The organism is Pseudoalteromonas sp. SG41-1 (assembly GCF_014164575.1).
Taxonomy (GTDB): Bacteria; Pseudomonadota; Gammaproteobacteria; order Enterobacterales; family Alteromonadaceae; genus Pseudoalteromonas; species Pseudoalteromonas rhizosphaerae.
The window spans coordinates 18,531-40,140 of record NZ_JACJFL010000018.1 but is presented as its reverse complement, the minus strand read 5'-3'; the positions used below and the strand labels follow the sequence as shown (position 1 = coordinate 40,140).

Below are 21,610 nucleotides of genomic sequence, written 5' to 3'. Positions count from 1 at the left end.
CTTTCATTCTGGCAGCCTTACAGGCTTCCCCCAATTCATCTAGTTTATCTAAACCCGCTTTTTCACACTCTGGGTGTTAAAATTCATCACTGTGTAAACTAACCAAGTCCTTTTAATACCCCCAGAGGTCAAGTTGACAAATTTGATACCTTTTAGCGTCATTATTGTACACTTGCGCTCCATAAAAAATAAGTCTACACTTATGACATGTTTAAGTGTCATCCTTGATAACTAGAGGCGTATTGTGAAAAAGGCTGAGGCAATTAAAAAGCTCTTAGAATATGACAAGCGTGGTCGCTGTGTTTTTACTAATTCAGATCTGGCGAAAATCTTTCATCAAGATAATGAACGAGCATTGCGTGCGGGAATTAAACGTTTGCAAGACGATGGCTTACTCACCCGAATCATTAATGGTGTGTACTTATACAATTTAGCGCAGTCGAAAGGCAGCGATACGTTGGAGCAAATTGCTAAAACCATTCGGCGTGGAGAATATAACTACATTAGCCTAGAGTCTGCACTTTCTGATTTTGGAGTTATTTCGCAAATTCCAGTAGATCGCTTAACTGTTATGACAACGGGACGTTCCGGTGAATTCAAAACACCTTTGGGTACAATTGAATTTACGCATACGAAACGAGATCCAATGGATATTTTAGAAAATACCAGTTTAGTCGGCAGACCGCTTAGGTTAGCAACGAAACAAACTGCATACAGAGACTTAAAACGAGTTGGCCGAAATACACATTTAGTAAGCAAGGATGGGCTATATGAAAATTGATCAAGAAAATTTCGCGCAATTGGTAAATAAAGCAATGCAGGTTGAAAATGTATCTCATATGCGCTCAGTGATAGAGAAAGAGCTCTTACACTACGATATTTTATTTGCGCTAGAGAAAGGTGGACTTTTAGACAAACTAACTTTTCAAGGTGGCACTTCATTGCGCCTTTGTTATGGCGGCAATCGTTTCAGCGAAGATCTGGATTTTGCTGGCGGGAAGGATTTCAGCTCAGCGATGCTGGCAGACATGAAACATTGTATAGAAAAGTACATTGGCGAACGATACGGGCTTGAAGTGACAGTAAAAGAACCAAAGGATCTAAAGCAAGATCCTAAATATTCTGAATTGAGCATTGATAAGTGGCAAATAGCTGTAGTGACTTCTCCTGAGAGAAAAGATCTGCCAAAACAAAAAATCAAAGTAGAAGTGGCAAACATTCCAGCCTATACAAGAGAGCCCCAACCTCTTCAAATAAACTATGATTTTTTGCCTGATGGATACAGTGATACGCTAATTTTGACAGAAAGCTTGGATGAAGTCATGGCGGATAAAATCATTTCCTTGCCTGCCACTACAAGGTATGTCCGCCACCGAGATATATGGGATTTAGCTTGGTTACAGCAACAAGGCGCGACACTCAATATGGACTTAGTTAAAAACAAGGTGTCAGATTATAAACTTGAGCACTTCAACAAAATGTTGGATAACTTTCTCGACCGACTTCCTGATATTGTATCTAGTGAAGCGTTCATTGCAGAAATGAAACGTTTCTTACCAACAGATGTATTTGATAGAACCCTAGCTCAGGATAAGTTTCAAGTTTACCTGCAAAATACTTTGGCGAAACTATTTAAAACTGTGAGTAACGAATTACTAGGCAACGTTACTAATAATGAGTTTAGAATGTAAAAAATCGGGTCTAAAAAGCAGTGACTTTGTAGACCCAAACCTATTAAAAGGCCTCTTTTGAGTTTATCAGGTGCCCAGTAAGACGGCGCTGATTGCTGGAACAGTTGTGCCAATAACTTCTTGAGTGCTGGCAACAACAGGTAAGGTTGCAGACATAACACTTTCAACGACGGTTGGCGTATTGTAGAGACCCATACCGCCACCAATGCCCAAGGCAAAAGCCATCAAGCTTTGGCGGGCGATACCGCCCACAATACCCACCAGTACCATGGCTCCCGCTACGATCCGTCCCAAAGTACCTTGGGTCCAATCTTTTAGGGTATCCCACACATCAGTGAAAGCATCACCACCGGTGCCCGCAAATGAGGGCTCCGAAATCATTAACGCCATCAAACCAAGCGCACCAATGGTCATTAGGCGCTGAGTTTGAATGGTGCGAACTGCATTTGTCATTCGTTAGTTTCTCCGTAGATACTCAAGTTATCGCGCTTACCATCAGCTCCCGCTGAGGCTGAATCGCTTTGAGTCTGAAGTGGACGTAGCACAGGCGAAACCGTTCGAGGTGCTGACACCCCAATATCCCACCGGCGCGGTTCAATTTCGGTAAACACGTAGCTGGATAAATTCAGATCTCCACGGTCATCCTCCCAAGGCGCAATCCAAATCCGCATCACCCTTGAAGGAATGCGAAGAGGTGCAGATTGCTGCGTCTCAGGTAATGCTGGATGGCTCAGCAGTCCTGTCTCTAAATCAGATTGTGAATACCCAGAGGGAGAACCAATTCGAGTCGCCACAGCATCAATCGTCTTGGGTGCAGCGCCATTACTGGTAAGCTCATAGACTTCACGAGCGGATAAACAGCGCACACCGTCAGGCATACCTGGGCATCCATATTCACTACTCCCAAGACCCAATGAACTACAGCCAGACAATAAGGTTGAGCCGACTGCCAATAAAAGTAATCCAGCTTTAGACCACTGTTTTGACTGGTGCTTTGGGTTGTTCTGCATTGATGTCGTCATGGTTAACTCTCCTCTGGATACACATCTTATTGTCTGAAACGGACTTCGATCGGTCAGCAACATGCAGGATTTTTTCATCTTCTTGCACCTCCCCCTTGCGAAGTGGCCAACGACAACGAGGCCCCACGAGTGACTATGACTTCAATTTTCCTTGCAGCGTCTACCTCTATGACTGGGAACATATTTTCAGCCATGTCCAGATAGAACTTGGCCACTCGATCCAATGCTTTACCAGTGCCTTTAATTGCAGCACCTTGTAATGCTTCTTGGCTCATGACTTGCTGGTACAGCTGAGTATCACCGGCATTACCCGTCTGAATCGTTGGTACAGGATTCACATCAAATGCGCCTGCCAAGCCCTGAAGGAATCCGGCCATCATCGATTTGGCCACCAGTTGGCCTTGTTTCGACACTAATCGGCCACGAATACCGGCTTTGCCGTCTTCACCCACGGCATAAGAATCCAGTCGTGTTTCAATGACGCCACCATCTTCTCTCACACATGAAATGGTCTCGCCTCGCAAATAAGCACGCTCAGAGCTCAAATCACCGTAACCTGCGGCGATCAAGAAACACTCTTTGATATCCGCTCTAAATCGGTTGGGTAAAATGGCTTCCTTTTGAATCCTCAGCAATGCAGGAAAAGGCTCGCGTCTTGCGGACTCGTGAGTAGGTGCATCCAAACCCGTGATCAAAGTACCCGAGATAATGCTGCCTGCCGGTAGATACAAAGGCGGCGCTTCTTGCACAACAACCTCTGGTTCAGCAACCACTTCAGGCTCAATCATACGAATCGTGATTGGCGGCAATGGAACATCTCGTGCTCGTGTACCTTGGCCATTGGCTGGCTGCTGATAGAGCGGATCAGGCAGCGGCGCATTGGCAAAATAGTCGTCTGGGTTAGACGGCAGTGGCTTTTCGTCTTTAGGCAATTCCATGGCAGATAAAGGCACTTCAAAACGGCTATTTGTGCCTTCAACTGCTGCATCACCTCCTGCGCGAACATCATCAAGTTCCGCTCTAAGGCGGGCCAGCTCCGCATTGACCTCACTTGGTATAGAAGGCGAACCTGGGCTTAGCCGTCCTGAATCGACGTCACGACGCAAGCGCTCAACTTCACGACGTAACTGTTCATTGCGCTCACTGAGTAGTTTTACGTTCGCAGCCAAACTATCGACCCCAACATCACGAGTATTGGTATCCGTAAGAATGTGCCGGATCGTTTCCTGTCGGTTCCGACTACTTGAGCCATCGTCAGGATTAGGTGAAAACACCATCACCATAAGGATGAGACCACCAGCAATACCTGCAACCGATAGGCCCCGCTTCATGTTCGGGCTCATTTGTTCCCATTGTGCTTTCATCGTTATTCACCTCCCACAAGAAGCGAAGGTCGCTGACTTTCCACCGCTTCTTCACGATGATTGCGAACAACCACATACAACTCAGTCTTTTCACCCGGCAACAAGATATTGCGAGGCCAGTAGGCGCTTGCCACTATATCTGGTGCATGACAGGCTATTTCACTGGCTTCTATCGGCTCATCGGCAAAGCTTTCAACCAGTCCTACATAGACTGTGAAGTAATGTCCCGTCACAATTTGCCCTTGCTTAAAACCAAACTTTAAGCCCGGCTGAAAACATTTCGGGCTTGTGTCAGTTTGGCCAGCTAAACGGATGTCATAGCCTTGTGGTAACTCATTTAGTGCAAGGCGTTTGAGTAAATCACGTAAGCTATCGACGTATGGCTGAGTCGTTTCCCAAGTGGCGGCTTTTCGGTTCACGACGCCCTTGATAGGCCACTGCTGACCATCAATAGCTAAGGTGATTTCACGCGGTGGAATACGACGAGGTACTAAGGTGACAGATAACGCGGGCGCTTCCTGACCAGGCGGAGTGATGTAAAGTGAAACCGGTGATTCTTTGTCCGTGGCCACATATACAACATTCCCCTTGATTTGCGTCTGAGCATCACTGGTTGTTCTCACCTGAGGCGATTCAAACGGCGTCACAATCCGATTCAGATGACCAAGTGCTACAGGGATCAGTTCATTAACCCCCGGTGTCATCAGTAGCATTGTTGGCGTATCCGCTGCAACCGAATTGCTTTGAACCGGTGGATTTGCAGTAGCAGACTGCTTCATCACACTGGCTGGCACAATCGGCAATTCCACGTCTGCATACGACGCTTGAGATAACAGGACGCCACTCAAGCTAATTGCGATTAAGCTTGGTGTCATCAATCGACTAATTTTGGTTCGCATCATTCACCCTCCGGTTTTGCTCTTGGGTCAACTTTTCACGAACTCGCTTCGTTCTAGCTTGCCCCTCATACGTATCCATCCAACTGAGCTTTGGACGGTATTGCTCAATATCGATGTCAAACTCATAGGTGCGAGTTTGGCGCTGTTCATCTCCAGATGGTCCAGAGACCAAGGAATAACCGGTCACAAAGACATGGCCGGTTTCATACTCATACTCCACTTGTCTGGGTTGGAATTTGAGCGTGACTCGGTCTTCCCGGATTTGTCTTGCCTGAATCTCCAGTGCATCGACCACTTGCTGGTACACCGCTGGAGAAAGTAGCGGCTCAATGGCAACCCGGATAAAAGACACATTACCCGGCGTCACGTTGCCCATAAGCTCAGCCAGGTAGAGCCCCCAGGACTCCAGGTAAGGTTGAGTGGCTTGGTTTCGTGACACTTCAGCCGTTTCAGACAAGGTTGGTGGTTGAATAGCTACCACGGTATTGCGAGAAAATGCCGCTACCGCAAGCAGCAAATTAGATAGCACCAGCACTGCAATCAAGAACCGTTGCCATCGGTTCTCTAATTGCGTGCCTTGCCATGATTTTAAAAACACGTCGAACTTCACGGCAGATAGCTCCTGATAAATGGGTTAGGAATCGTCTTGGCTTTGGTTGGCAACAGTCCGGCCCAGTAGATGGCGTGAAGAATAAAACCATCTGGGCGACCATCACGAAAACGCCGATAGAGCTTGGTTGTTACCAACCCCAACAGGCATAAAACCAAGGCATTACCGGTAAAAATGCCGATCACTAGCCCCAACAGAATGGGAGCCATCTCATCGGCACTCCAAAGCAGGAAGTGCGGCGGGTCATCGATATAGGATGGAATATTTACAGGTTCCATAGTCACTCCTCGTTGTTTGAATTGAGAAGTGAAGGATGCCTCGGGATTGGCAGCTTCAGTGGTCAGCTAGATGCCGAATTCTTGAAGGTTTTGAGGGTTCTACTCAGACAAGACGGTTAAGTTCTAGACAAACCGCGCAACCAGAGTTATCATTTATGATAACCTAAGTTAAGGATACCCATGAGCTGGAAGATCGACTTTTACGATGGCGTTGAGGATCAGATCCTCGATATGCCACCCAAAATACAAGCTCGCATGATTAAGCTTTTAGAGCTGATGGAAAAGCATGGTGCAAACTTGGGGCCTCCTCATACTGAGTCTATGGGCGATGGGTTATTTGAAATCCGCGCCAAAGCTCAAGAAGGTATTGGTAGAGGCTTATTTTGCTACTTAAAAGGGAAGCACATTTATGTGTTACACGCTTTTGTAAAAAAATCTCAAAAGACGCCCAAAAATGAGCTCAATCTTGCCAGAGATAGACAAAAAGAGGTTCAAAAATCATGAGTCTGCAAAAACTGAAACAACGTGCTTTAGCCAATGCTGAAGTTAAGAATGAGTACGATAAGCTTGAGAGTGAGTTCAGCTTTATTGATCAATTGCTTACCATGAGAACAAAGGCAGGACTTACTCAAGAACAAGTTGCTGAAAGAATGCATACCCAAAAAAGTAATGTCAGTCGTTTAGAAAAAGGTAATGCCAATCCAAGTTGGTCAACTCTTCTAAAATATGCTCACGCATGTGGCTTTGAACTAACACTCAAGCCACAAAAAATGAGTTAACGTCATTCATGAGGCCTAACTGGCCTCATATTTTCTTCTGCAAGTGACTTAACGCCAACCCCGCCATCAATGCCAAACCGATGATCAGCGACGGTAGTACCACTGGAGGAATGGCCAGCGGGGCGAACAATCCCATAAACAGCAAAATGACACCTGAGCCCAAGATAATCATGCTGTAGCGGTGAATGATAGGGCTCGAAAAATCAAAGGTTGTTTTCTTAATCTTCCAGGTCATCACGCCGTCCCACAAAGCCGGTAACATGAGAATAAGCGCAAAGGGCAACCAGACCATCAGCAAAGCAAATCGAGTGAACACTTGGTACAGCACATCAAAAAATGCCTGAATACGGTCTTCTACCCACACAAACCAAAAGCCGCCCATGTTCTCCATCCCTTTAGAACGCAGTCGCTGCTCTTCAGTGGGGATTAGAAAATCACGCACAGATTGCTCCATCTGCGTATCCACAACCCATGATTGATACCAGCGATGGCTAGTTTGACCTATCCAATAGCTTGTTTGAGTGCCCAATTGATTTTGGATCATCTGCTTTTCTTTACTAATGACCCGGCCAGTCCAATCACCGGGCACTAATACGCCAATGGCAATAATCTCCAGCATCAGTGCCAGACACAGTAGCCAAACCGACTTATGCTTGCTCATGCCAAACATCCTCTTCTACTCGGGCCAGCATGGCTGCAACGGTTGGCGTCATAATCCGGGCTTTAATCACTTGTTGAAGCCGTTTTGTCGTCGTATGGCCACTGACATAACGCACATCGATGCGTCCTTCAGCCAAATACGCCATTCGATTTGGACGATTACGAATCCAGGTGTGGAAATATACACCATCCACGGCGGCCCACTCGAAATGGTCAGGATCACGCAGGCGAATCCCCGTTAAAGCACTGGCGGCAGTCCAGGTCAGTGCCTCAATGAAATGCCAAAGGCGTACACTGTCATCATCACAACTGACTTCTTCATAACTGCCCAAGCCATTACAAAGGCACAAATCAAAGATGGAATGGCCATCTAACGTGAGCGCATCTGTTAAATAGTCCGCCAAACAGTGCACTGAGGCCAAAGCATGAGGCCAGTCGGTTTCAAGTAGTCTTAAGGTTTCCTTGAACTGGGGATTATGTTGCTGCCACTGAGCGAGCATTTCTTTACTGGTAAGTGTTGTCATTTTCAGACAGACAGAATGATGCATACAGACTCCTTATGCTGCCTGTGTAGAGCTGGTTAAAATAGGAATGCGACCTTTAATCACACGGCCACCTGAAAGCTTGGCGATGTACTCCAGGTTAGGTAGCTGGCCTAATAACTGCGGTGGAAACATATCGCCTTCTTCCTCCATCAAGCGTTCGCCATGATTGCCGGTAAACAACGCGGGGCTGTCCGAGTTGGACGACATACCTTGAGTTTGCATGATGTACTGCAACCGAGTCTTAGGCAGATTGTCGGTAATGTACTGCTGCGTTTCGGCGTCCATCACCCGAAGTGCTATCAGGTTGTTGATGTTACCTAACACCTGGCGAGCTTTAGCTTCACTGCCTGTTCGAGCTGCAAAGTCAGCAAAGGTCTGAGTAGCGATTACACAACGCATTTTTGCGCCACGGCCTTTGTTGAGCAGTTGAATGAAAGGATCGTTGACGACTTCAGCCGCCTCATCGATGAAGATATTTACGGGACGATTTTCAACACCATAGTTATAGCGATCACCGGCCACAGCAGTGAGATCGGACAAAAGCAACGAACCAATGGCGCTGCCAACCATGGCGTCAGTTAATGAATCCAAGCCGATATACGCCACTTGGGCATTGTTGATAATACGGCCAGAATCCGTAATTAACCGGCTGTCATCCACATCGTTTGCAATCGGTGATAACAGTGGCCCTAATTCACTTGATGTGAGCATATTGAGCACCGGCATCAGTGAGGCCACCATCTTGGAATAGTGGGTTCTGTCATGCTCAAACATACTCAAAAGTCCTTCCAAATCGGTATTTGCGGCAACGGGCTGAATGCGTTCGTAGTAGAAAAGCAGCATCGCCATGGCTTGTTTAGCCAAGGTATTGGCCTTTTCGGTAAAGCGCTTGATCTCCACACTAAAGTTCGGATAAACCTGCTCACCCCAGGCTGTGACGGCTTTTACTACCAAGCCTTCTGGGCCGCCTTCCAAGAATCGCCTCAGTGTTTTCAGATCAGGACGCTGTGAAGTAAGCAACAAACCTTGCACGATGTTATTCAGTGCCATTTGGCCAAAAGCTTTAAATGGATCAGCACCGGTTTCAGATGGTATTAATGCCGCAATTCGGCTGGCAATTTCAGTGCCTCGGTTAAAGTTTCTCAGGGGATTAAGACGTACTGAATGCTCTGGAAAACCCGGATGAAAATACACAAAGCGCTCAGGACTACCGGCGGCAATACAGGCTCGCTGCGCATTATCCTTAAGTTCCTTGTCTCCCTTGGGGTCAATAATAATCACGGCTTCATTGCGCAAAATGGCCTGAGTGATCATCGCATCAAAGCAACGGGTTTTTCCGGCACCGGTCGTACCGACAATTAAGGTATGCCCCTCAGTGTGTCCAACTGGTTGGTACACATCTTCTTCTTTGGGCTCGACACCATGAATCCAAGTCGAGCCCATTTGCTTGCCGTGGCCCTGGTTAAGTAAGGTTTGCTTATCCCTTTTTAGAATTTCATAAGCGCGTTGGGCATGGCGTTGGTCCCACTCAAAGCCATAACCTAACCACAATTCATCAGGATGTTTTGCCATCACCTTTTGCAAATGCGACAGCGCCATAAAAGCCAATGGTTTTCCTTTTAGTCCCTTCTGCAATTTATAAAGACGATAAGCCTCAGGCAGGCGGTACAACGCCATGCCCGAGGAAATCCCTGTCATCCACCAAAATGGCTCAGGTGGTAGCTCAGTCAGCATTTCTGCGGCAATCGCCCCAGTGGCCCCAACCAGCCAACCTGCTGCTGCCATGGCTTCATAATTCGTGCGCCAAGGCATCTCATATGCGTTTTCTTTCATTCATGCTCCGCAAATAACCGTTTGCAATCCGCTTAATTTCAAATGGATTAACGTTTAGCGTGAGCGGTAAACAGAACCGTTTCCCCCTCATCAAACTGGCATTGGTCACTGGCCGAGATCCCCCGAAGCAGTTGTCCGGCTGGAATGCCATGCTCATTGGCGACTTGGCGTAAGGTTTGAATCGTGACGCGAATACCATCGGCACTATGATCCACGTCCGGGTAATCGCCATCGGTCAGTAAGATGGGCAAATCTTTCACAAAATTAACCATCTGTTGGCGCTGCGCGTGTTTAGGGTCTGTACATGAGTTCGTATTGGCCGCAATCGGCTTTTGCCTACGCTCCGCTGTTGTGGCGGGCTCTTTTGCTTGAGCATTGCTTGTATTAATTCGACTCGGACGCAGTGAAGTCTCATCGTTCTGAATTACTGACACTGATTCTGCGTCTTGATTGGAAAGGTCTATCAGTGCAATTAGCCTTTTAGAAATCGATACCTTCAGCAGTAACCCTTGCTCCTGAACTCCATTATTCGAGGTCACAGTTCTGGCCTTACGTGTTGGGTTTACAGGATCTAATTCAAGCCAATCTAATTGACTGAGTTCAGCAAGCAGTTTTCGAGGAGCACACCAAGGCCTTACGGCATCGGGATAGCGGATCAGTATCTGTTCACCAACCATAACCAACGCACTGCTGGCCTCTGGGAGCCACGCTAAAGATTCAGGTAGATTCAATGCTGCTTCGTTTTGCTGATTTACGTTATCTGCGATAGCAGCATCGTATGAATGGTGAGGCTTTTCACATCCATCACCCGGAACGTTTTCATTTTCCTGAAGGTGATTAACATCACAGGCATGACAAAATTCATCCTCTTGTTCGGACGAGTTTGTCGATGGCGACTCAGACGAATTTCTGTGTTCAATTGATAATGACTCTTCAGGCAGGTCTGGATGCTCACTGGAGCGACTCTGAGGCTCTGCTTGTGTTTGCTTTCTTGCTTCCCATTCAGATTTGCTAAACAGTGCCACGCTACTTGGTACATTCGAGCTGAACAATAAATCGGCCTCAGATATATGCAGCATGGGTAGCCAGATTGGCTTGTCGTCTTTGATCAGTACTTCAGGGGCAAGGCTTTCATATCGCTCATTTGAGCCGGATTTCGTGGCCAATCCTCGCTCAATGAGGATGTCCGCAAGGGTATCGGGATCTCTTGGAATGCCAGGTATTTTGTCTTTGGCCAACAGCTCAATGATTTCCTTAGCGGCACTTTTCCAAACCAGGTAAAGATGGGTTGATTGATTTGATTTTCGTACCCAGACTCTGGCGTCTCGCTGATTGACCAGCCATTGCGAACTGGCAAGTAGTCGCCTCATGGCATCAAGTAGATAGCGTTCGACTGGGACACCAAGGGCATTGTCGTCAACGGAAATTCGTTGAGCTTTAAGGTCTCGCTGGACACTGGTTTGGTCGGCTTCAATGACCAATTTAGAAAGGACATGCTCGGGATCGGTATTGCCAATTGCTTCCAGCATGGCTTGCAAAATCTCAGGGCCAGGTTGAGTTAACCAGGCGAGCAACTCAGGTGTCATCACCCGGTTTAACACCAGAATTGAAAACTGCTCGTGTCGCTTGCACCGTCCGTCGCGCCAGCGAATGAAATAGCGTTCAATGCTATTATTAGTGGTCCACTGGGATAAGGTTTCTAAAAAAGGGTTCCATTGATATCGTCCATCTTCGTCTGTGATGGACAGGTCTGAAACGGGCTTACCAATATCATGGAACAAACCACCAAGAGCCGCCGCAACACGCCACCTTGGTTCCAGCTCTTTTTTTTCAACAGGTGTGCCACTGGCAACAAAGATGATCCCTTCAGCAGCTTGTGCCGCCCAGAAAGCAACTTCCAACGAATGACGTAATAAACCACCAGCGCCACTGTGATGATGATGCTCAGAAGCTGGCAGCAAGTGGACATAAGCAGCCAGATGATCAATGCAGGGCTGAATCAACCGTTGAAAATCACGCTGATTGAAGCCAAGTACCTGGCGAAGTTTGGCAATTAGCTCGTCTTGTGTGGACTGCAAATCTTCAGGTGACGCAGCTGGTAACCCCTTCAGGAATGGCGGGTAGCGTGGAATGTCTGTATCCAGTTGAGATGACAGCTCTGGTAGTGCTTTGGCTTGAAAAAATAGGTTTTTGAACATAGTGAACCTCCGACACGATAGTGTGAAGGTTCAATCTGGCGTTGCCGGTTGATTAGACTCAAAAATCCGATATGTATTAACACATACGCCATAAAATGCTGAGGGAGCTGATTAAGCTAAGGCGTATTTCTACTTGGCCTTTTAGTTTTTTCCCCAACTCTCCTTTTGGGTTTTTCAATCGGTGTAAAAGCTTCTTGTAGGTGATCGCGAAACCATCGGCGGCGCTCAACTTGGCGAAACTCGTTCAAGACAAACCGATAGTCACACGAGCCAAGACGATCACCACAACCACATGGACAAGGTAATTTATTTGCCTCACGCTTGCGCAAACCTAACGCTTTCAGTGCCCGTAGAACTGATGCTTTACCATTAACATTGAACAACTGAGAATAATCATCAATCAGGCCTTTCTCACCATGGTCCAGTTCGCCATAGGGAAAGTTACCAAATTCAACCCTATGGGACACCGAATAAAGAAACCTGACAACAATCTTTTCGAAAAAGGTTGTCAATGACGAGTCGGCTTTCAAAATTGACTTAATTTTCAGGTCTGAGCCAAGACAAAATGATCCATCAGAGTAAGTATGGAAGTCCTGATTACGAGGAAAGTAACCAGCGATATCAAACACCACTGGTAAAGCCCTAGGATAATCACTTGGGCATACAATCCTTAGAGAAAATGTTCGCTCTATAAACCGACTTCCAGCTAGCTGTGCTTTTAACTGATACTCTCCCTGCAACTCAATCTTATCTGCATGGACATCTACCAATCTAATGTTCGGATAGGCCGATAGAAAAGCCTCTAGGCCTACAGCCTTCCAGTGCTTCATCTATTGCTTAAACCATGGCTTTGGATCAGATGATTGAATTGCGAAAGTTGGTTTTGCTGTCACCGCAGGAATACCCAATAGACGTGCTACCGAACTTGAATCAAGCTTCAGATCCAAACCATTTTGCGCCGCATTTACTATTCGTTGCGTATCATCACTTGAGCAAAGAGCACTAAAATCAGCTCTAGCTTGATACAGCCATTTATAAAAGTTTTCTTGTAATCGGTATTGAGCAGATTTTTCGTCATACCACTTGTCCGCAAAATCTTCGGCCGGATTGACTGGGTTCGGAATCATTGGCGCTTGTGCAGAAATATGGTCATCCATCTCCGAGAGTACCGTATTCAACGCTGAAGCCAAATCACTTTCACCTTTATATGATTTAGCAGCCAATGTAGTGATGATTACCGATATTGGCTTACTATCCTCATTGTTTTTAAACATAGTGTCACGATGACGCTTCAATAATTGGATAACCTGCTGTAAGGGTGTCTTCCATTGATAATATGGCAGACTATCTATACTGGCTTTAAATCGCATTTCACGTTCGTTTATTACTAACCGTGCCGTCTTCATGCGCGTTTCAAACCATCGAGCATATCCTTCAGGATTGCTGATACGCCAGTTTTCATTCACAACTGCATAAGTGAAATCTGTGTTGTCGGTAATCGAAACTGCAAGCTGAGACACGTTTTGAGCCAAGTTTTCATCAAACTTAGAGTTTTCGACCATCAGCTTTTTCAAAAGGCCTCTTCCTATATCACTCTCTGGCACACACGGAACTATGTCCATGTGAAAGCTAAGCCCATCGGCATACTCTAAGCGCCAACAGCGTTTCTTCTCGGCTAGCTTTTCCTTAATTCCTCTGGCGTTTCGATAAAGCTCTAATTCATGACCCACTAGGTGCTTTAGTTGCTTTTGAGTGATAGACGTTTTATCCAGGCCACGCCGAAGATTGCACCCCATGTCTAGGTCATACTGTTCTTCTGAATCGGGCCTAATCGCCGTACCTAGACGAAAGGAACCTTGAGAAAACACGTGGGGATCAAAATTCACGCATGTTGACTCTGGGCGATGTAACCAATCACCTAGATCCTTATAGCGTTTTTCAGCCTTTTCATAAGCACTGTCTGGTAGCTCAATTTTTTCCAGAATTGTGTTTAGAACGTCGTTACTTTTAGTATTACTCATGTAGATCTCCTCGAAGCTCGACTGCCATTACGAATTGTTGTGTTTTTATGTCGTGGTCATAAATAAGCCATGGCATATCAGCCTTAGGCATTCTGGCCCGTCCTAATTCGACGGCACACGATACTGGCATCACAGGAAAAATTTGCAGTGGCGTCGCATCCCCGTGTGTATTTTTGATTTCAACAATCAGCTTTCTTATGCACTTTCTGAACAAGGAGAGCTGCTGCTTTGACTGCATGAAATCATTATGAGGCTGCTTTATAGTCACTTCCCAAATCGATGTATCTGGCCCTATAACCCGAGTAATTCGCTCATGCGACACATGGTCACTCAAAGAAAGTACCAGGGCTGGCTTTCCCTCCATATTTTGAGGTCTGTTGATGATGTACTCAAAATCATCTGAACAGTCTTGCCAAAACCAGCCTTTAGGCTCTCGATGCAGCTGATAAGTCTCGACGTCAATTTTGTCGGTGAGCAAAGCGCCAAGTATTATTAACAATGGTTGAGGAGCTAACGCGAACAATGAAAAATGCTTACAAGAATCCTCTTCGATAATCGATGAAATTTTACTTTGAAAACGCTTCGTTAGGTGTTGCGACTCTGCTTGCCAATATTGTTCAGAGTGATCCTTCAGCTCTGATACCATGGATAGGGTCACTGGCTTTTCAGTTGCCGGATACCAATTCGGAAACATTGCCTCAACACAACCGTGATAATTAATCGGTGATCTTTCAGTTCCAATATTGGCACCATATAAAACAACATTTGATTTGCGATCAGGATCAATGCCTGTGAGTATTTCTATACGTTGCTCATGCTGCATTTTCCAACTAATCAAGAGATCGGCTGGATACCTATCCTCGCTGCCTTTCTGATCAATTTTTTTGTGACAGTCATAGCACATCAACATGAGGTTGCTGACGTCATTCAAGCTGGTTGGCTTAGTTTTAAAGAGTCCCCAACCACGAGGCCCATTCTCAGAAAATGCGTAAATATGAGCATTTTGAGAGACATTGACCGATTCCTGGGTCACCGCTGATTTGTATAGCAACTTATTACACCCGCTAAACTGACAACGCGCAGCGGCACGAGCCCAAAGTTCTCGCTCAACAGGGCGTTTAATGTGCCTCGTGACTTCAACGACCATTCAAAACTCCTATAGTTTGCCAATTAACGGAAGTGAGCGCGGTGTTGTCGCATCACAGAGCAAATGGCTTACATAAGCACATCCGGCTATTAGCCCCAGCCCGCGAAGACACTTATCAATTGCCTCTTCCGGTTGCCACTCATACAAATGTTTGAGACCAACACCTAGTGCAGTTAACACCAATAGACTGTGGCAAAACTGGCGATGGTGAGGGTTACCCAAAGAGGGTTCCAAAATATCTGGAAGCTTGCCAAATAGAGAGCCAACCGTAATGGCAGTTACAGGATGGTGACTGACAGCTTGTTTTTTGTTGTCCGCCAAGGCAACGGTTAAACCAACCGCAGCCCCGACGGCCAAATGGGTTTTACCATTAGCCAAACTATTTCTCCTTCCTGACACCTTTAAAAGGTGTTTTGTCGGATGTCTTTACATCCATGAATCGACCAGTATCAGCATCTCGCTTTACCCAATGTCCGCTTGGCGTCTGAGTCTGAGATCTACCTTTAACGGCACCGTTTCTGTGTCCGTCACCTGATGGGGGATTTGTAGCCATAAAGCCTCCTATTCTGCTTAACTTAATCACATTTATCAGATATTAATAAAAAAGATCCAAAGGATCTGATCAAATAATAAACTTCAATTCTGATTAACGCAAGCAGATTAACCAGAAAATCAAAAAAAACTACAAAATTGATCGGTAGACAAATTCCAGTCCACCTGACTCTGCCACTTCTTTTTGACCTAACACAAGACCTGTAGCATGAAGCTTCTTCAATCGACCACTGGCATTCTGTGCTGAAATGTCAAAGTGCTTAGATACATGTGACGAAGTAACTGTCTTTTTTGCAATAACAAAATCTAGAAGCTCTTTGACAGTCGCACTGAGTTTTATACCAAGTACTTCGTAACCGCTATCGCTCTTTACTAGAAGAGGTTGATCCTTGGCTGTAGCGCCATAAGACCAATTATCCAGAAGGTCACGACTCGGTACATTAGAAAGGTAAAAACCTTTTTCTCCTTTCAATGCTTTAGCCAACGAGATTACACTTTCACGAGGAAATGAAGCATCAGTGAATCGAATGCCTTCCAAGCTGATAGCAAAAATATCGCATGATGGGTGACCATCAACGATCTTTTTAATCTTCACATAGGCTTCACTACCTTCATCGTTACCAAAGGCATGGTCAGAACCTACGACTTCTGAAAGAAGAATTTTATGAGTTAACTGTTTCATCTGCTTAAGTTGACACTATTTATCAGAAATTGTCAACATAGAAGTCAAAACAGATGTGGGTTCCTGTGATAGGGACCAACCCTCGATCTTCAGAAACATTGATGAGTTGACCCTTCGCATATTCCAAAGCCAATGAGAAAGTTAGCTGCCTAATAACAATGATAACTTTCTCTTTGCTAGCGTGCTCTCGACTACTCTTAAAGCCTAGCCCCCGGCCTTTACCAAAGCGACTAACCTCACCAGATGTAAATGATTTTTGAACGAGCGCAATGTCATTCTCAACAGTTTCCGCTGAAAACTGTGCGTACAACTTCGGATGTTCACTTTGTAACGTTGTTCTCAAGGTAGCGGCAATACCTAAACCAGAGTCGGATATGACTGTTTGAATATGCTTTGGTTTATTATACGGTCGATACACTTGCAGACCTGCTAGTCCAGGTATTTTGGATTCACTGTGATCAGTAACGTTGCCTACAAGCTCTGAAAAAACAGTCTTAGCCGCTAAGAAATAGCTAGCTGAAGAATGCTCTACAAACCTGTCGCCCAAACGAATTACAAGCTCCTTGTTTTGGGTTGGCTGTGCAATTTCTCCTAGTTCGACCAAGGTATCGCTATTATCCCGATAAGTTTTAGCAGCTGACAAAACGGGCCTTTCAGGAAGACAAGTGACACTTTGATTAAGATAATCAAAGAAGCCATTTCTGCTGAAAAAACCGCGTGTATTAGGACATGCTGTAGTATCCATCACCACATCCTTACCATTCGCAGTAAGCTGATTCGCGAGAGCAAGAAAACGGGCCAATGCTATCAGCAAAAACTTACAATCGATGCCGAATCTAAATGTTATCTTGTTTGCATCTTTTTGATACGCAAGCTTACCGATAGCACTCTCAAAGGCTTTATCATCAATCCAACCTGTAGCGAAATCAATTTCCACATGCTGAGCCCGTATCAAGCACCATTCATGATTTGAGTTTTTCACAAACGTATCCTGGTTTTTGTGAAGAAACGAGTTCACTTGAGACTTATCCAGCCCCAGCTCCTTGGCAATTTGACGTCCTTTCAGGCCTGGTGACCCATCTAATAACTCTGAGACTGCCTTCAGCAAACCATCACTCCTTTCTACCTACATACCTACCATTCGTTGCATACTTTGCGTCCACGAGGCTTTAAATGCTGAATCTCCTGCGAACAACTTGTAGAGCTCAAGTTCGTCTTTACGACGTTGCAGCATAATTTCCTTGAGCATTTTTTCGAAAGCCAAATCTCTATTATGAGGATCTGGGTTGTTTTTGTATTTAGATTCGAAATCTGGGTGATTGCGGATACTCTCAGCGATGTTCACAAACTTAACTTTTTGCTCTTCAGGTGTGGCACTCCAGCCTTGGAACCATCGTTCATTAAATGTGCGAATGATTTCATCCAGCGGGTCAGTTTCTTTTTCACCGCCATGCGCCCCACGTGGGTTCGGATTTTGAGGATCAAGCTCCGCTTCTTGGTCACTAAGTTTAATGCTGTGGTTAAGCTTCACACGTTGCAAACCGTATGAACTCAGATCGACAGAATCGAGAAGCTCATCAATAGCATCTGCATCGGGATCTTCCACTTTCAATTTCGGTATTAAAAACTTCAGGAACCAAAACAGTTTTTCCCAGCTGACCATTTCATAAGGCATGATAGAAGCCATCTGCCCATAGATTTTAACGAACTGTTTGGCTTTAATCTTAAAGTCAACTTTAGCTTCAGCTTCAAGCTCCAGCTCATGGTCAAACCGAGCTGCTGCAACATCAATGATTGGGCTGAGTGTCTGAGCGTCTTCATTCTTGAAATAACGCGTCACAAAGTCTTCAACCTCATACCACTCGTACACACCGACATCGTCCATTTCATCTTTCAACTCGTGCAGCACGTTTATATCTGTAGCCTGCGACAATGACGTTGCTGTGTAGAAAGGATCGAATGCTGACTGAATATCTTCAACCGAGTTGAAAAAATCTAAAACAAACAGGTCTTCAGTTTTTTTACCCCATTTAGGCGCACTTCGATTGAGACGAGACAATGTCTGTACACACAAGACACTGGCGAGCTTCTTGTCCACATACATGGCGCAAAGCTTAGGCTGGTCAAACCCAGTCAGATATTTGTTAGCAACCACTAAAAGTCGATACTCATCGGTATCAAACATATCTTTGGTATCTGACTCGGCAAAACCATTAATATCTGCTTCGGTATATTCAATACCGTCAACTTCTTTGGTTCCTGAGAAAGCAATGGCAACTTTAAACGGGTTTCCTTGCTCCTCAAGTATCCGCCTAATCGCTTTGTAGTATCGAATGGCAGTCTCAATATTTTGAGTGACCACCATTCCCTTACCTTTACCTTTGAGCTTTTTCGCATTCACGACATGTGGAACAAAATGCTCCAGCATAATCTCTGCCTTGGTATCAATTGTTTGCTGGCTTCGCTCTACATAAGCTCTGAGTTTTTTCTGCGCCTTTTTGGTATCAAACTCAGGGTTATCAGCGATTGATTTCTCAATCTCATAATAACTTTTGTACGTCGTATAATTTGCCAGCACATCCAAGATGAAGCCTTCTTCAATGGCTTGTTTCATCGAATACAAGTGAAACGGCTTGAAAGAGCCATCTTCTTGGCGTTGACCAAATTTCTCCAAAGTGCTGTTTTTTGGTGTCGCTGTAAATGCCAGGTACGATGCATTCCCGCGCATCTTGCGCGATTTCATCGCCTGAAGGATTTTATCCTGAGCATCCTCTGCCTCTTCGACTTCAGACTTGCCCATCGCTCGGTTCATATTGTCATGCGCCGAACCAGACTGTGAGCTGTGTGCTTCATCGATGATCACCGCAAAGCGCTTATCACTAAGATCGGCGATACCATCAATAATGAACGGAAATTTCTGAATCGTCGTTATGATGATCTTTTTGCCATTTTCGAGCGCCTGCTTAAGCTCAGATGACTTGTTCGCCGGGGCAATAATGTTCTTTACTTCAGAAAACTCTTTAATGTTATCCCGCAGCTGCTTGTCCAATAGGCGTCTATCGGTGACCACAATCACAGAGTCAAACAACGGCTGCTCCAAGCTTTTTCCGCCTGCCACATCAGACGATGCAGGATAGGTTTCAATTAACTGATAAGCAGCCCAGGTAATCGAATTAGACTTACCTGAACCGGCAGAGTGTTGAATTAAGTAAGTCTGACCGACACCGTGCTGGGCGGCATGGTCCACCAATTTTCTCACCACATCCAATTGGTGGTATCGAGGAAAGAACAGGGTTCGCTTTGGTAATGGATCTTTGCTTGACCCATCCAGACGCACAAAATGCTGAATAATATTCGCCAAGCTTTCTTTGGTGAATACTTCTTGCCATAGGTATGCCGTTTTATGGCCAGTTGGGTTCGGTGGATTACCCTGTCCAAGATTGTGTCCTTTATTGAACGGCAAGAAGAAGGTACTGCCACCTGATAACTTGGTGGTCATATACACTTCGTCGGTATCGACCGCCATATGCACTAGGCAGCGGCCAAAGGTCAGCAAGGCTTGCGTTGCATCTCGATCATCTCGATACTGCTTTTGGCCGTGATAACGTGCTGTTTGCCCCGTCCATGCGTTCTTTAACTCCAGCGTTATCAATGGTATTCCGTTGATAAACAATACCATGTCGATTTCTTGTAGGGGATTTGCCATGGAATAGCGCACTTGGCGAGTACAACTAAACACATTGTCTGCAAAGTTTTGCTTTACCTTTTCACTGCTGCTTGCCAAAGGGGCTGGATAGAGCAAATTGAAGTGAGCATCGTCTACGCTTAGCCCTTTCTTAAGTAAATGAAGAATGCCATGCTTCTTAATCAGTCGGTCAAATCGTTCGAGTAACTTACGCTGCCAATCTGAGGGGTTGTTCTTTTGCAGTTTGGCCAACTCTACTTCTTGTGTCTTTTGCAGAAATTGCCAGAAAAAACGTTCATCAATGGCATATTGCATATTAAAGTCACTAGCAGCACCAATGAAGTATCCAGCACCCAGTGACTGCTGACTCAGCCCCTCTTTGAGCTCTTCAGTACTGATCCCAGCCAGACATTTCTCAATGGCCGACTCTAATGCTTGTTCATTGGTTTGACTGACCATAATTGTAAATTCCCTTAATCAAAATTCTTCTGTTTCATTGCCTCAGCCGCTTTTTGCAGCGGTCCTTTTAAGGCTTTTTCTAACTTTGTCATCTGCTCTAAGTGCCACGCAACCGCTTGGGGCCAAGTCTCTTTGTTAAACCCATCAGCTTTGGTCGAAAACTGAATACGGCAAGATTTCTTCTCATCCAGCCTCATCCACTCAAGTTCTGCACCAAAAGTATGCTCAATGTCTTGTTTGGACTGACTCAACAAATCAAAAAGGTATTTATTCTCTTCAGTAACCCCACGGCTGATCCAAAGCTCTACTCGAAGCTCTTTTTGCAGAAATATCAGGTTATACGGACATCCACTTAGCCCTGAGCCTGCTGATAACCAATGATCTTTGCTTGGGCTAATGTTGTTATAGAGTTGGCAAGAGCTTTTCTGAAACGCCTCTAAGGCACGCTCCCAGTACTCGCGACGCACGGTATGGCGGTTTTTTAGTACCACTTCGGTGGTTTTTTCTTCCGCTTCCTTGGCATTAATGCCGATCATCAACTCTTTCGCTTCTGGCGTTGGAATGATCTGGTCAATATTAATCAGTAGCTGTTCACCCAGTGAATAAGGCGTAATTTTGAAGCAGGCAATGCTAATTCCTTGACCCAATAACCACAGCGCTGTGCTGGTCACTTCTTTGCGAAAGTTTGCCGCAACTAGCATAATGCGCTGGCTGTTACCCAGGTTGAGCTTTAACTCATCCAGATCGGGCGCATCCAAAAACTCACATATTCTCGCCGAAGCACTTGCAGGGGCATTTAACAGGTCAACCTCTCCTGTTACAGGCTCATAGCGGTCTAAATACTGCTGGTAAATTTCAACTATTTGCGCTTTGGTTAAACTGGCACAGTAAGAGGCATATTTAAGCGCCTGCCAAACTACATCTCGGCCACTGTCGTCCAGCTTGTTTTCAATAATGACCAAGTTGCCATCTTTATCCAGTGCCAGTAAATCTAAGCGTTCACGGGTATCATCAAAGCCATCGAACTCCTTTTGAACAATCAGTAGCTCTTCACCCAGTGCGGAAGGTTCGTGTGCCAACCATTCCTGAAGATGCTTGCGCTCAGTAAAGCCCAACTCACTGAACTTCTTCGTCTTAACCGGACTAATCCTATTGGTCTGATGATTTACCGTGAACATAATCGTA

22 protein-coding genes are annotated in these 21,610 nt (G+C 45.5%); 4 read left to right on the top strand and 18 right to left on the bottom strand.

All coding sequences use genetic code 11. From position 1 onward, the window contains the following. Positions 1-244: 244 nt before the first annotated feature. Both abiEi and H5203_RS11915 read left to right on the top strand, forming a co-directional pair. A complete protein-coding gene (gene abiEi / locus H5203_RS11920; RefSeq protein WP_007105006.1) occupies positions 245-781 on the top strand; it encodes a type IV toxin-antitoxin system AbiEi family antitoxin in 537 nt (178 codons plus the stop codon). Continuing rightward, positions 771-1,691: a nucleotidyl transferase AbiEii/AbiGii toxin family protein gene (locus H5203_RS11915; protein ID WP_138686592.1), complete on the top strand. Its 921-nt coding sequence runs from the start codon at positions 771-773 to the stop codon at positions 1,689-1,691. The genes abiEi and H5203_RS11915 overlap by 11 nt, the downstream gene beginning before the upstream one ends. Before the next feature lie 66 nt (positions 1,692-1,757). On the opposite strand, the gene traA is transcribed toward H5203_RS11915, so the two are convergent. The 6 genes from traA to traL all read right to left on the bottom strand — a co-directional run bounded on the left by traA (position 1,758) and on the right by traL (position 5,864). Beyond that, positions 1,758-2,144: a TraA family conjugative transfer protein gene (gene traA, locus H5203_RS11910; protein WP_000180225.1), complete on the bottom strand. Its 387-nt coding sequence runs from the start codon at positions 2,142-2,144 to the stop codon at positions 1,758-1,760. Continuing rightward, the gene (gene traV, locus H5203_RS11905; RefSeq protein WP_146008853.1) at positions 2,141-2,713 is read right to left on the bottom strand and encodes a type IV conjugative transfer system lipoprotein TraV; all 573 of its coding nucleotides are present in this window, start codon (positions 2,711-2,713) and stop codon (positions 2,141-2,143) included. The genes traA and traV overlap by 4 nt, the downstream gene beginning before the upstream one ends. A 74-nt stretch (positions 2,714-2,787) precedes the next feature. Continuing rightward, complete coding sequence (locus H5203_RS11900) at positions 2,788-4,077, bottom strand: TraB/VirB10 family protein (RefSeq protein ID WP_023266687.1); 1,290 nt, start codon at positions 4,075-4,077, stop codon at positions 2,788-2,790. Between the two features lie 2 nt (positions 4,078-4,079). Continuing rightward, positions 4,080-4,976 (bottom strand): type-F conjugative transfer system secretin TraK, encoded by an 897-nt coding sequence (locus H5203_RS11895; protein WP_182819787.1) that lies wholly within the window; start codon positions 4,974-4,976, stop codon positions 4,080-4,082. Further along, on the bottom strand, positions 4,960-5,586 hold the full coding sequence (locus tag H5203_RS11890) for a TraE/TraK family type IV conjugative transfer system protein (protein ID WP_000667170.1): 627 nt from the start codon (positions 5,584-5,586) through the stop codon (positions 4,960-4,962). Before H5203_RS11890 ends, H5203_RS11895 begins: the two co-directional genes overlap by 17 nt. Continuing rightward, on the bottom strand, positions 5,583-5,864 hold the full coding sequence (traL, locus tag H5203_RS11885) for a type IV conjugative transfer system protein TraL (protein ID WP_000433889.1): 282 nt from the start codon (positions 5,862-5,864) through the stop codon (positions 5,583-5,585). Before traL ends, H5203_RS11890 begins: the two co-directional genes overlap by 4 nt. Before the next feature lie 180 nt (positions 5,865-6,044). Between traL and H5203_RS11880 the strand changes: the two genes are divergently transcribed. Continuing rightward, positions 6,045-6,368: a type II toxin-antitoxin system RelE/ParE family toxin gene (locus tag H5203_RS11880; RefSeq protein WP_001896384.1), complete on the top strand. Its 324-nt coding sequence runs from the start codon at positions 6,045-6,047 to the stop codon at positions 6,366-6,368. Continuing rightward, the gene (locus H5203_RS11875) at positions 6,365-6,643 is read left to right on the top strand and encodes a helix-turn-helix domain-containing protein (protein ID WP_000058216.1); all 279 of its coding nucleotides are present in this window, start codon (positions 6,365-6,367) and stop codon (positions 6,641-6,643) included. The genes H5203_RS11880 and H5203_RS11875 overlap by 4 nt, the downstream gene beginning before the upstream one ends. A 25-nt stretch (positions 6,644-6,668) precedes the next feature. On the opposite strand, the gene H5203_RS11870 is transcribed toward H5203_RS11875, so the two are convergent. From H5203_RS11870 to H5203_RS11815, 12 genes are all read right to left on the bottom strand, one after another. Beyond that, positions 6,669-7,304, bottom strand: coding sequence for a DUF4400 domain-containing protein (locus H5203_RS11870; protein ID WP_182819777.1), 636 nt, complete (start codon positions 7,302-7,304; stop codon positions 6,669-6,671). Further along, positions 7,291-7,851, bottom strand: coding sequence for a conjugative transfer protein (locus tag H5203_RS11865; RefSeq protein WP_182819775.1), 561 nt, complete (start codon positions 7,849-7,851; stop codon positions 7,291-7,293). Before H5203_RS11865 ends, H5203_RS11870 begins: the two co-directional genes overlap by 14 nt. Positions 7,852-7,860: 9 nt before the next feature. Next, the gene (traD, locus tag H5203_RS11860; protein WP_113603069.1) at positions 7,861-9,681 is read right to left on the bottom strand and encodes a conjugative transfer system coupling protein TraD; all 1,821 of its coding nucleotides are present in this window, start codon (positions 9,679-9,681) and stop codon (positions 7,861-7,863) included. A 47-nt stretch (positions 9,682-9,728) separates the two neighbouring features. Beyond that, entirely contained in the window at positions 9,729-11,879 is a 2,151-nt protein-coding gene (gene mobH, locus H5203_RS11855; protein WP_182819773.1) for a MobH family relaxase, read from the bottom strand. 116 nt (positions 11,880-11,995) lie between these two features. Further along, positions 11,996-12,709, bottom strand: a complete 714-nt coding sequence (locus tag H5203_RS11850; protein WP_182819771.1) for a hypothetical protein — start codon at positions 12,707-12,709, stop codon at positions 11,996-11,998. Continuing rightward, a complete protein-coding gene (locus H5203_RS11845; RefSeq protein WP_182819770.1) occupies positions 12,710-13,900 on the bottom strand; it encodes a nucleotidyltransferase in 1,191 nt (396 codons plus the stop codon). Next, complete coding sequence (locus tag H5203_RS11840; RefSeq protein ID WP_182819769.1) at positions 13,893-15,047, bottom strand: SAVED domain-containing protein; 1,155 nt, start codon at positions 15,045-15,047, stop codon at positions 13,893-13,895. The genes H5203_RS11845 and H5203_RS11840 overlap by 8 nt, the downstream gene beginning before the upstream one ends. A gap of 9 nt (positions 15,048-15,056) precedes the next feature. Then, on the bottom strand, positions 15,057-15,425 hold the full coding sequence (locus H5203_RS11835; protein ID WP_129980165.1) for a metal-dependent hydrolase: 369 nt from the start codon (positions 15,423-15,425) through the stop codon (positions 15,057-15,059). A gap of 304 nt (positions 15,426-15,729) precedes the next feature. Further along, positions 15,730-16,281 (bottom strand): helix-turn-helix domain-containing protein, encoded by a 552-nt coding sequence (locus H5203_RS11830; protein ID WP_015066549.1) that lies wholly within the window; start codon positions 16,279-16,281, stop codon positions 15,730-15,732. Between the two features lie 22 nt (positions 16,282-16,303). After that, positions 16,304-17,389: an ATP-binding protein gene (locus H5203_RS11825; protein WP_129980164.1), complete on the bottom strand. Its 1,086-nt coding sequence runs from the start codon at positions 17,387-17,389 to the stop codon at positions 16,304-16,306. A gap of 18 nt (positions 17,390-17,407) precedes the next feature. Continuing rightward, the gene (locus H5203_RS11820; RefSeq protein ID WP_182819767.1) at positions 17,408-20,425 is read right to left on the bottom strand and encodes a type I restriction endonuclease subunit R; all 3,018 of its coding nucleotides are present in this window, start codon (positions 20,423-20,425) and stop codon (positions 17,408-17,410) included. Between the two features lie 14 nt (positions 20,426-20,439). Further along, positions 20,440-21,603 carry a DUF4268 domain-containing protein gene (locus tag H5203_RS11815; RefSeq protein ID WP_096991886.1) on the bottom strand — a complete coding sequence of 388 codons (1,164 nt, stop codon included), beginning with the start codon at positions 21,601-21,603 and terminating at the stop codon, positions 20,440-20,442. Positions 21,604-21,610 lie beyond the last annotated feature (7 nt).

Coding starts and splice junctions, on each gene's coding strand:
- H5203_RS11915 (WP_138686592.1), top strand. CDS start 771: ATGAAAATTGATCAAGAAAATTTCGCGCAATTGGTAAATAAAGCAATG.
- traA (WP_000180225.1), bottom strand. CDS start 2,144: ATGACAAATGCAGTTCGCACCATTCAAACTCAGCGCCTAATGACCATT.
- traV (WP_146008853.1), bottom strand. CDS start 2,713: ATGACGACATCAATGCAGAACAACCCAAAGCACCAGTCAAAACAGTGG.
- H5203_RS11900 (WP_023266687.1), bottom strand. CDS start 4,077: ATGAAAGCACAATGGGAACAAATGAGCCCGAACATGAAGCGGGGCCTA.
- H5203_RS11895 (WP_182819787.1), bottom strand. CDS start 4,976: ATGCGAACCAAAATTAGTCGATTGATGACACCAAGCTTAATCGCAATT.
- traL (WP_000433889.1), bottom strand. CDS start 5,864: ATGGAACCTGTAAATATTCCATCCTATATCGATGACCCGCCGCACTTC.
- H5203_RS11880 (WP_001896384.1), top strand. CDS start 6,045: ATGAGCTGGAAGATCGACTTTTACGATGGCGTTGAGGATCAGATCCTC.
- H5203_RS11875 (WP_000058216.1), top strand. CDS start 6,365: ATGAGTCTGCAAAAACTGAAACAACGTGCTTTAGCCAATGCTGAAGTT.
- H5203_RS11870 (WP_182819777.1), bottom strand. CDS start 7,304: ATGAGCAAGCATAAGTCGGTTTGGCTACTGTGTCTGGCACTGATGCTG.
- H5203_RS11865 (WP_182819775.1), bottom strand. CDS start 7,851: ATGCATCATTCTGTCTGTCTGAAAATGACAACACTTACCAGTAAAGAA.
- traD (WP_113603069.1), bottom strand. CDS start 9,681: ATGAAAGAAAACGCATATGAGATGCCTTGGCGCACGAATTATGAAGCC.
- mobH (WP_182819773.1), bottom strand. CDS start 11,879: ATGTTCAAAAACCTATTTTTTCAAGCCAAAGCACTACCAGAGCTGTCA.
- H5203_RS11850 (WP_182819771.1), bottom strand. CDS start 12,709: ATGAAGCACTGGAAGGCTGTAGGCCTAGAGGCTTTTCTATCGGCCTAT.
- H5203_RS11845 (WP_182819770.1), bottom strand. CDS start 13,900: ATGAGTAATACTAAAAGTAACGACGTTCTAAACACAATTCTGGAAAAA.
- H5203_RS11840 (WP_182819769.1), bottom strand. CDS start 15,047: ATGGTCGTTGAAGTCACGAGGCACATTAAACGCCCTGTTGAGCGAGAA.
- H5203_RS11830 (WP_015066549.1), bottom strand. CDS start 16,281: ATGAAACAGTTAACTCATAAAATTCTTCTTTCAGAAGTCGTAGGTTCT.
- H5203_RS11820 (WP_182819767.1), bottom strand. CDS start 20,425: ATGGTCAGTCAAACCAATGAACAAGCATTAGAGTCGGCCATTGAGAAA.
- H5203_RS11815 (WP_096991886.1), bottom strand. CDS start 21,603: ATGTTCACGGTAAATCATCAGACCAATAGGATTAGTCCGGTTAAGACG.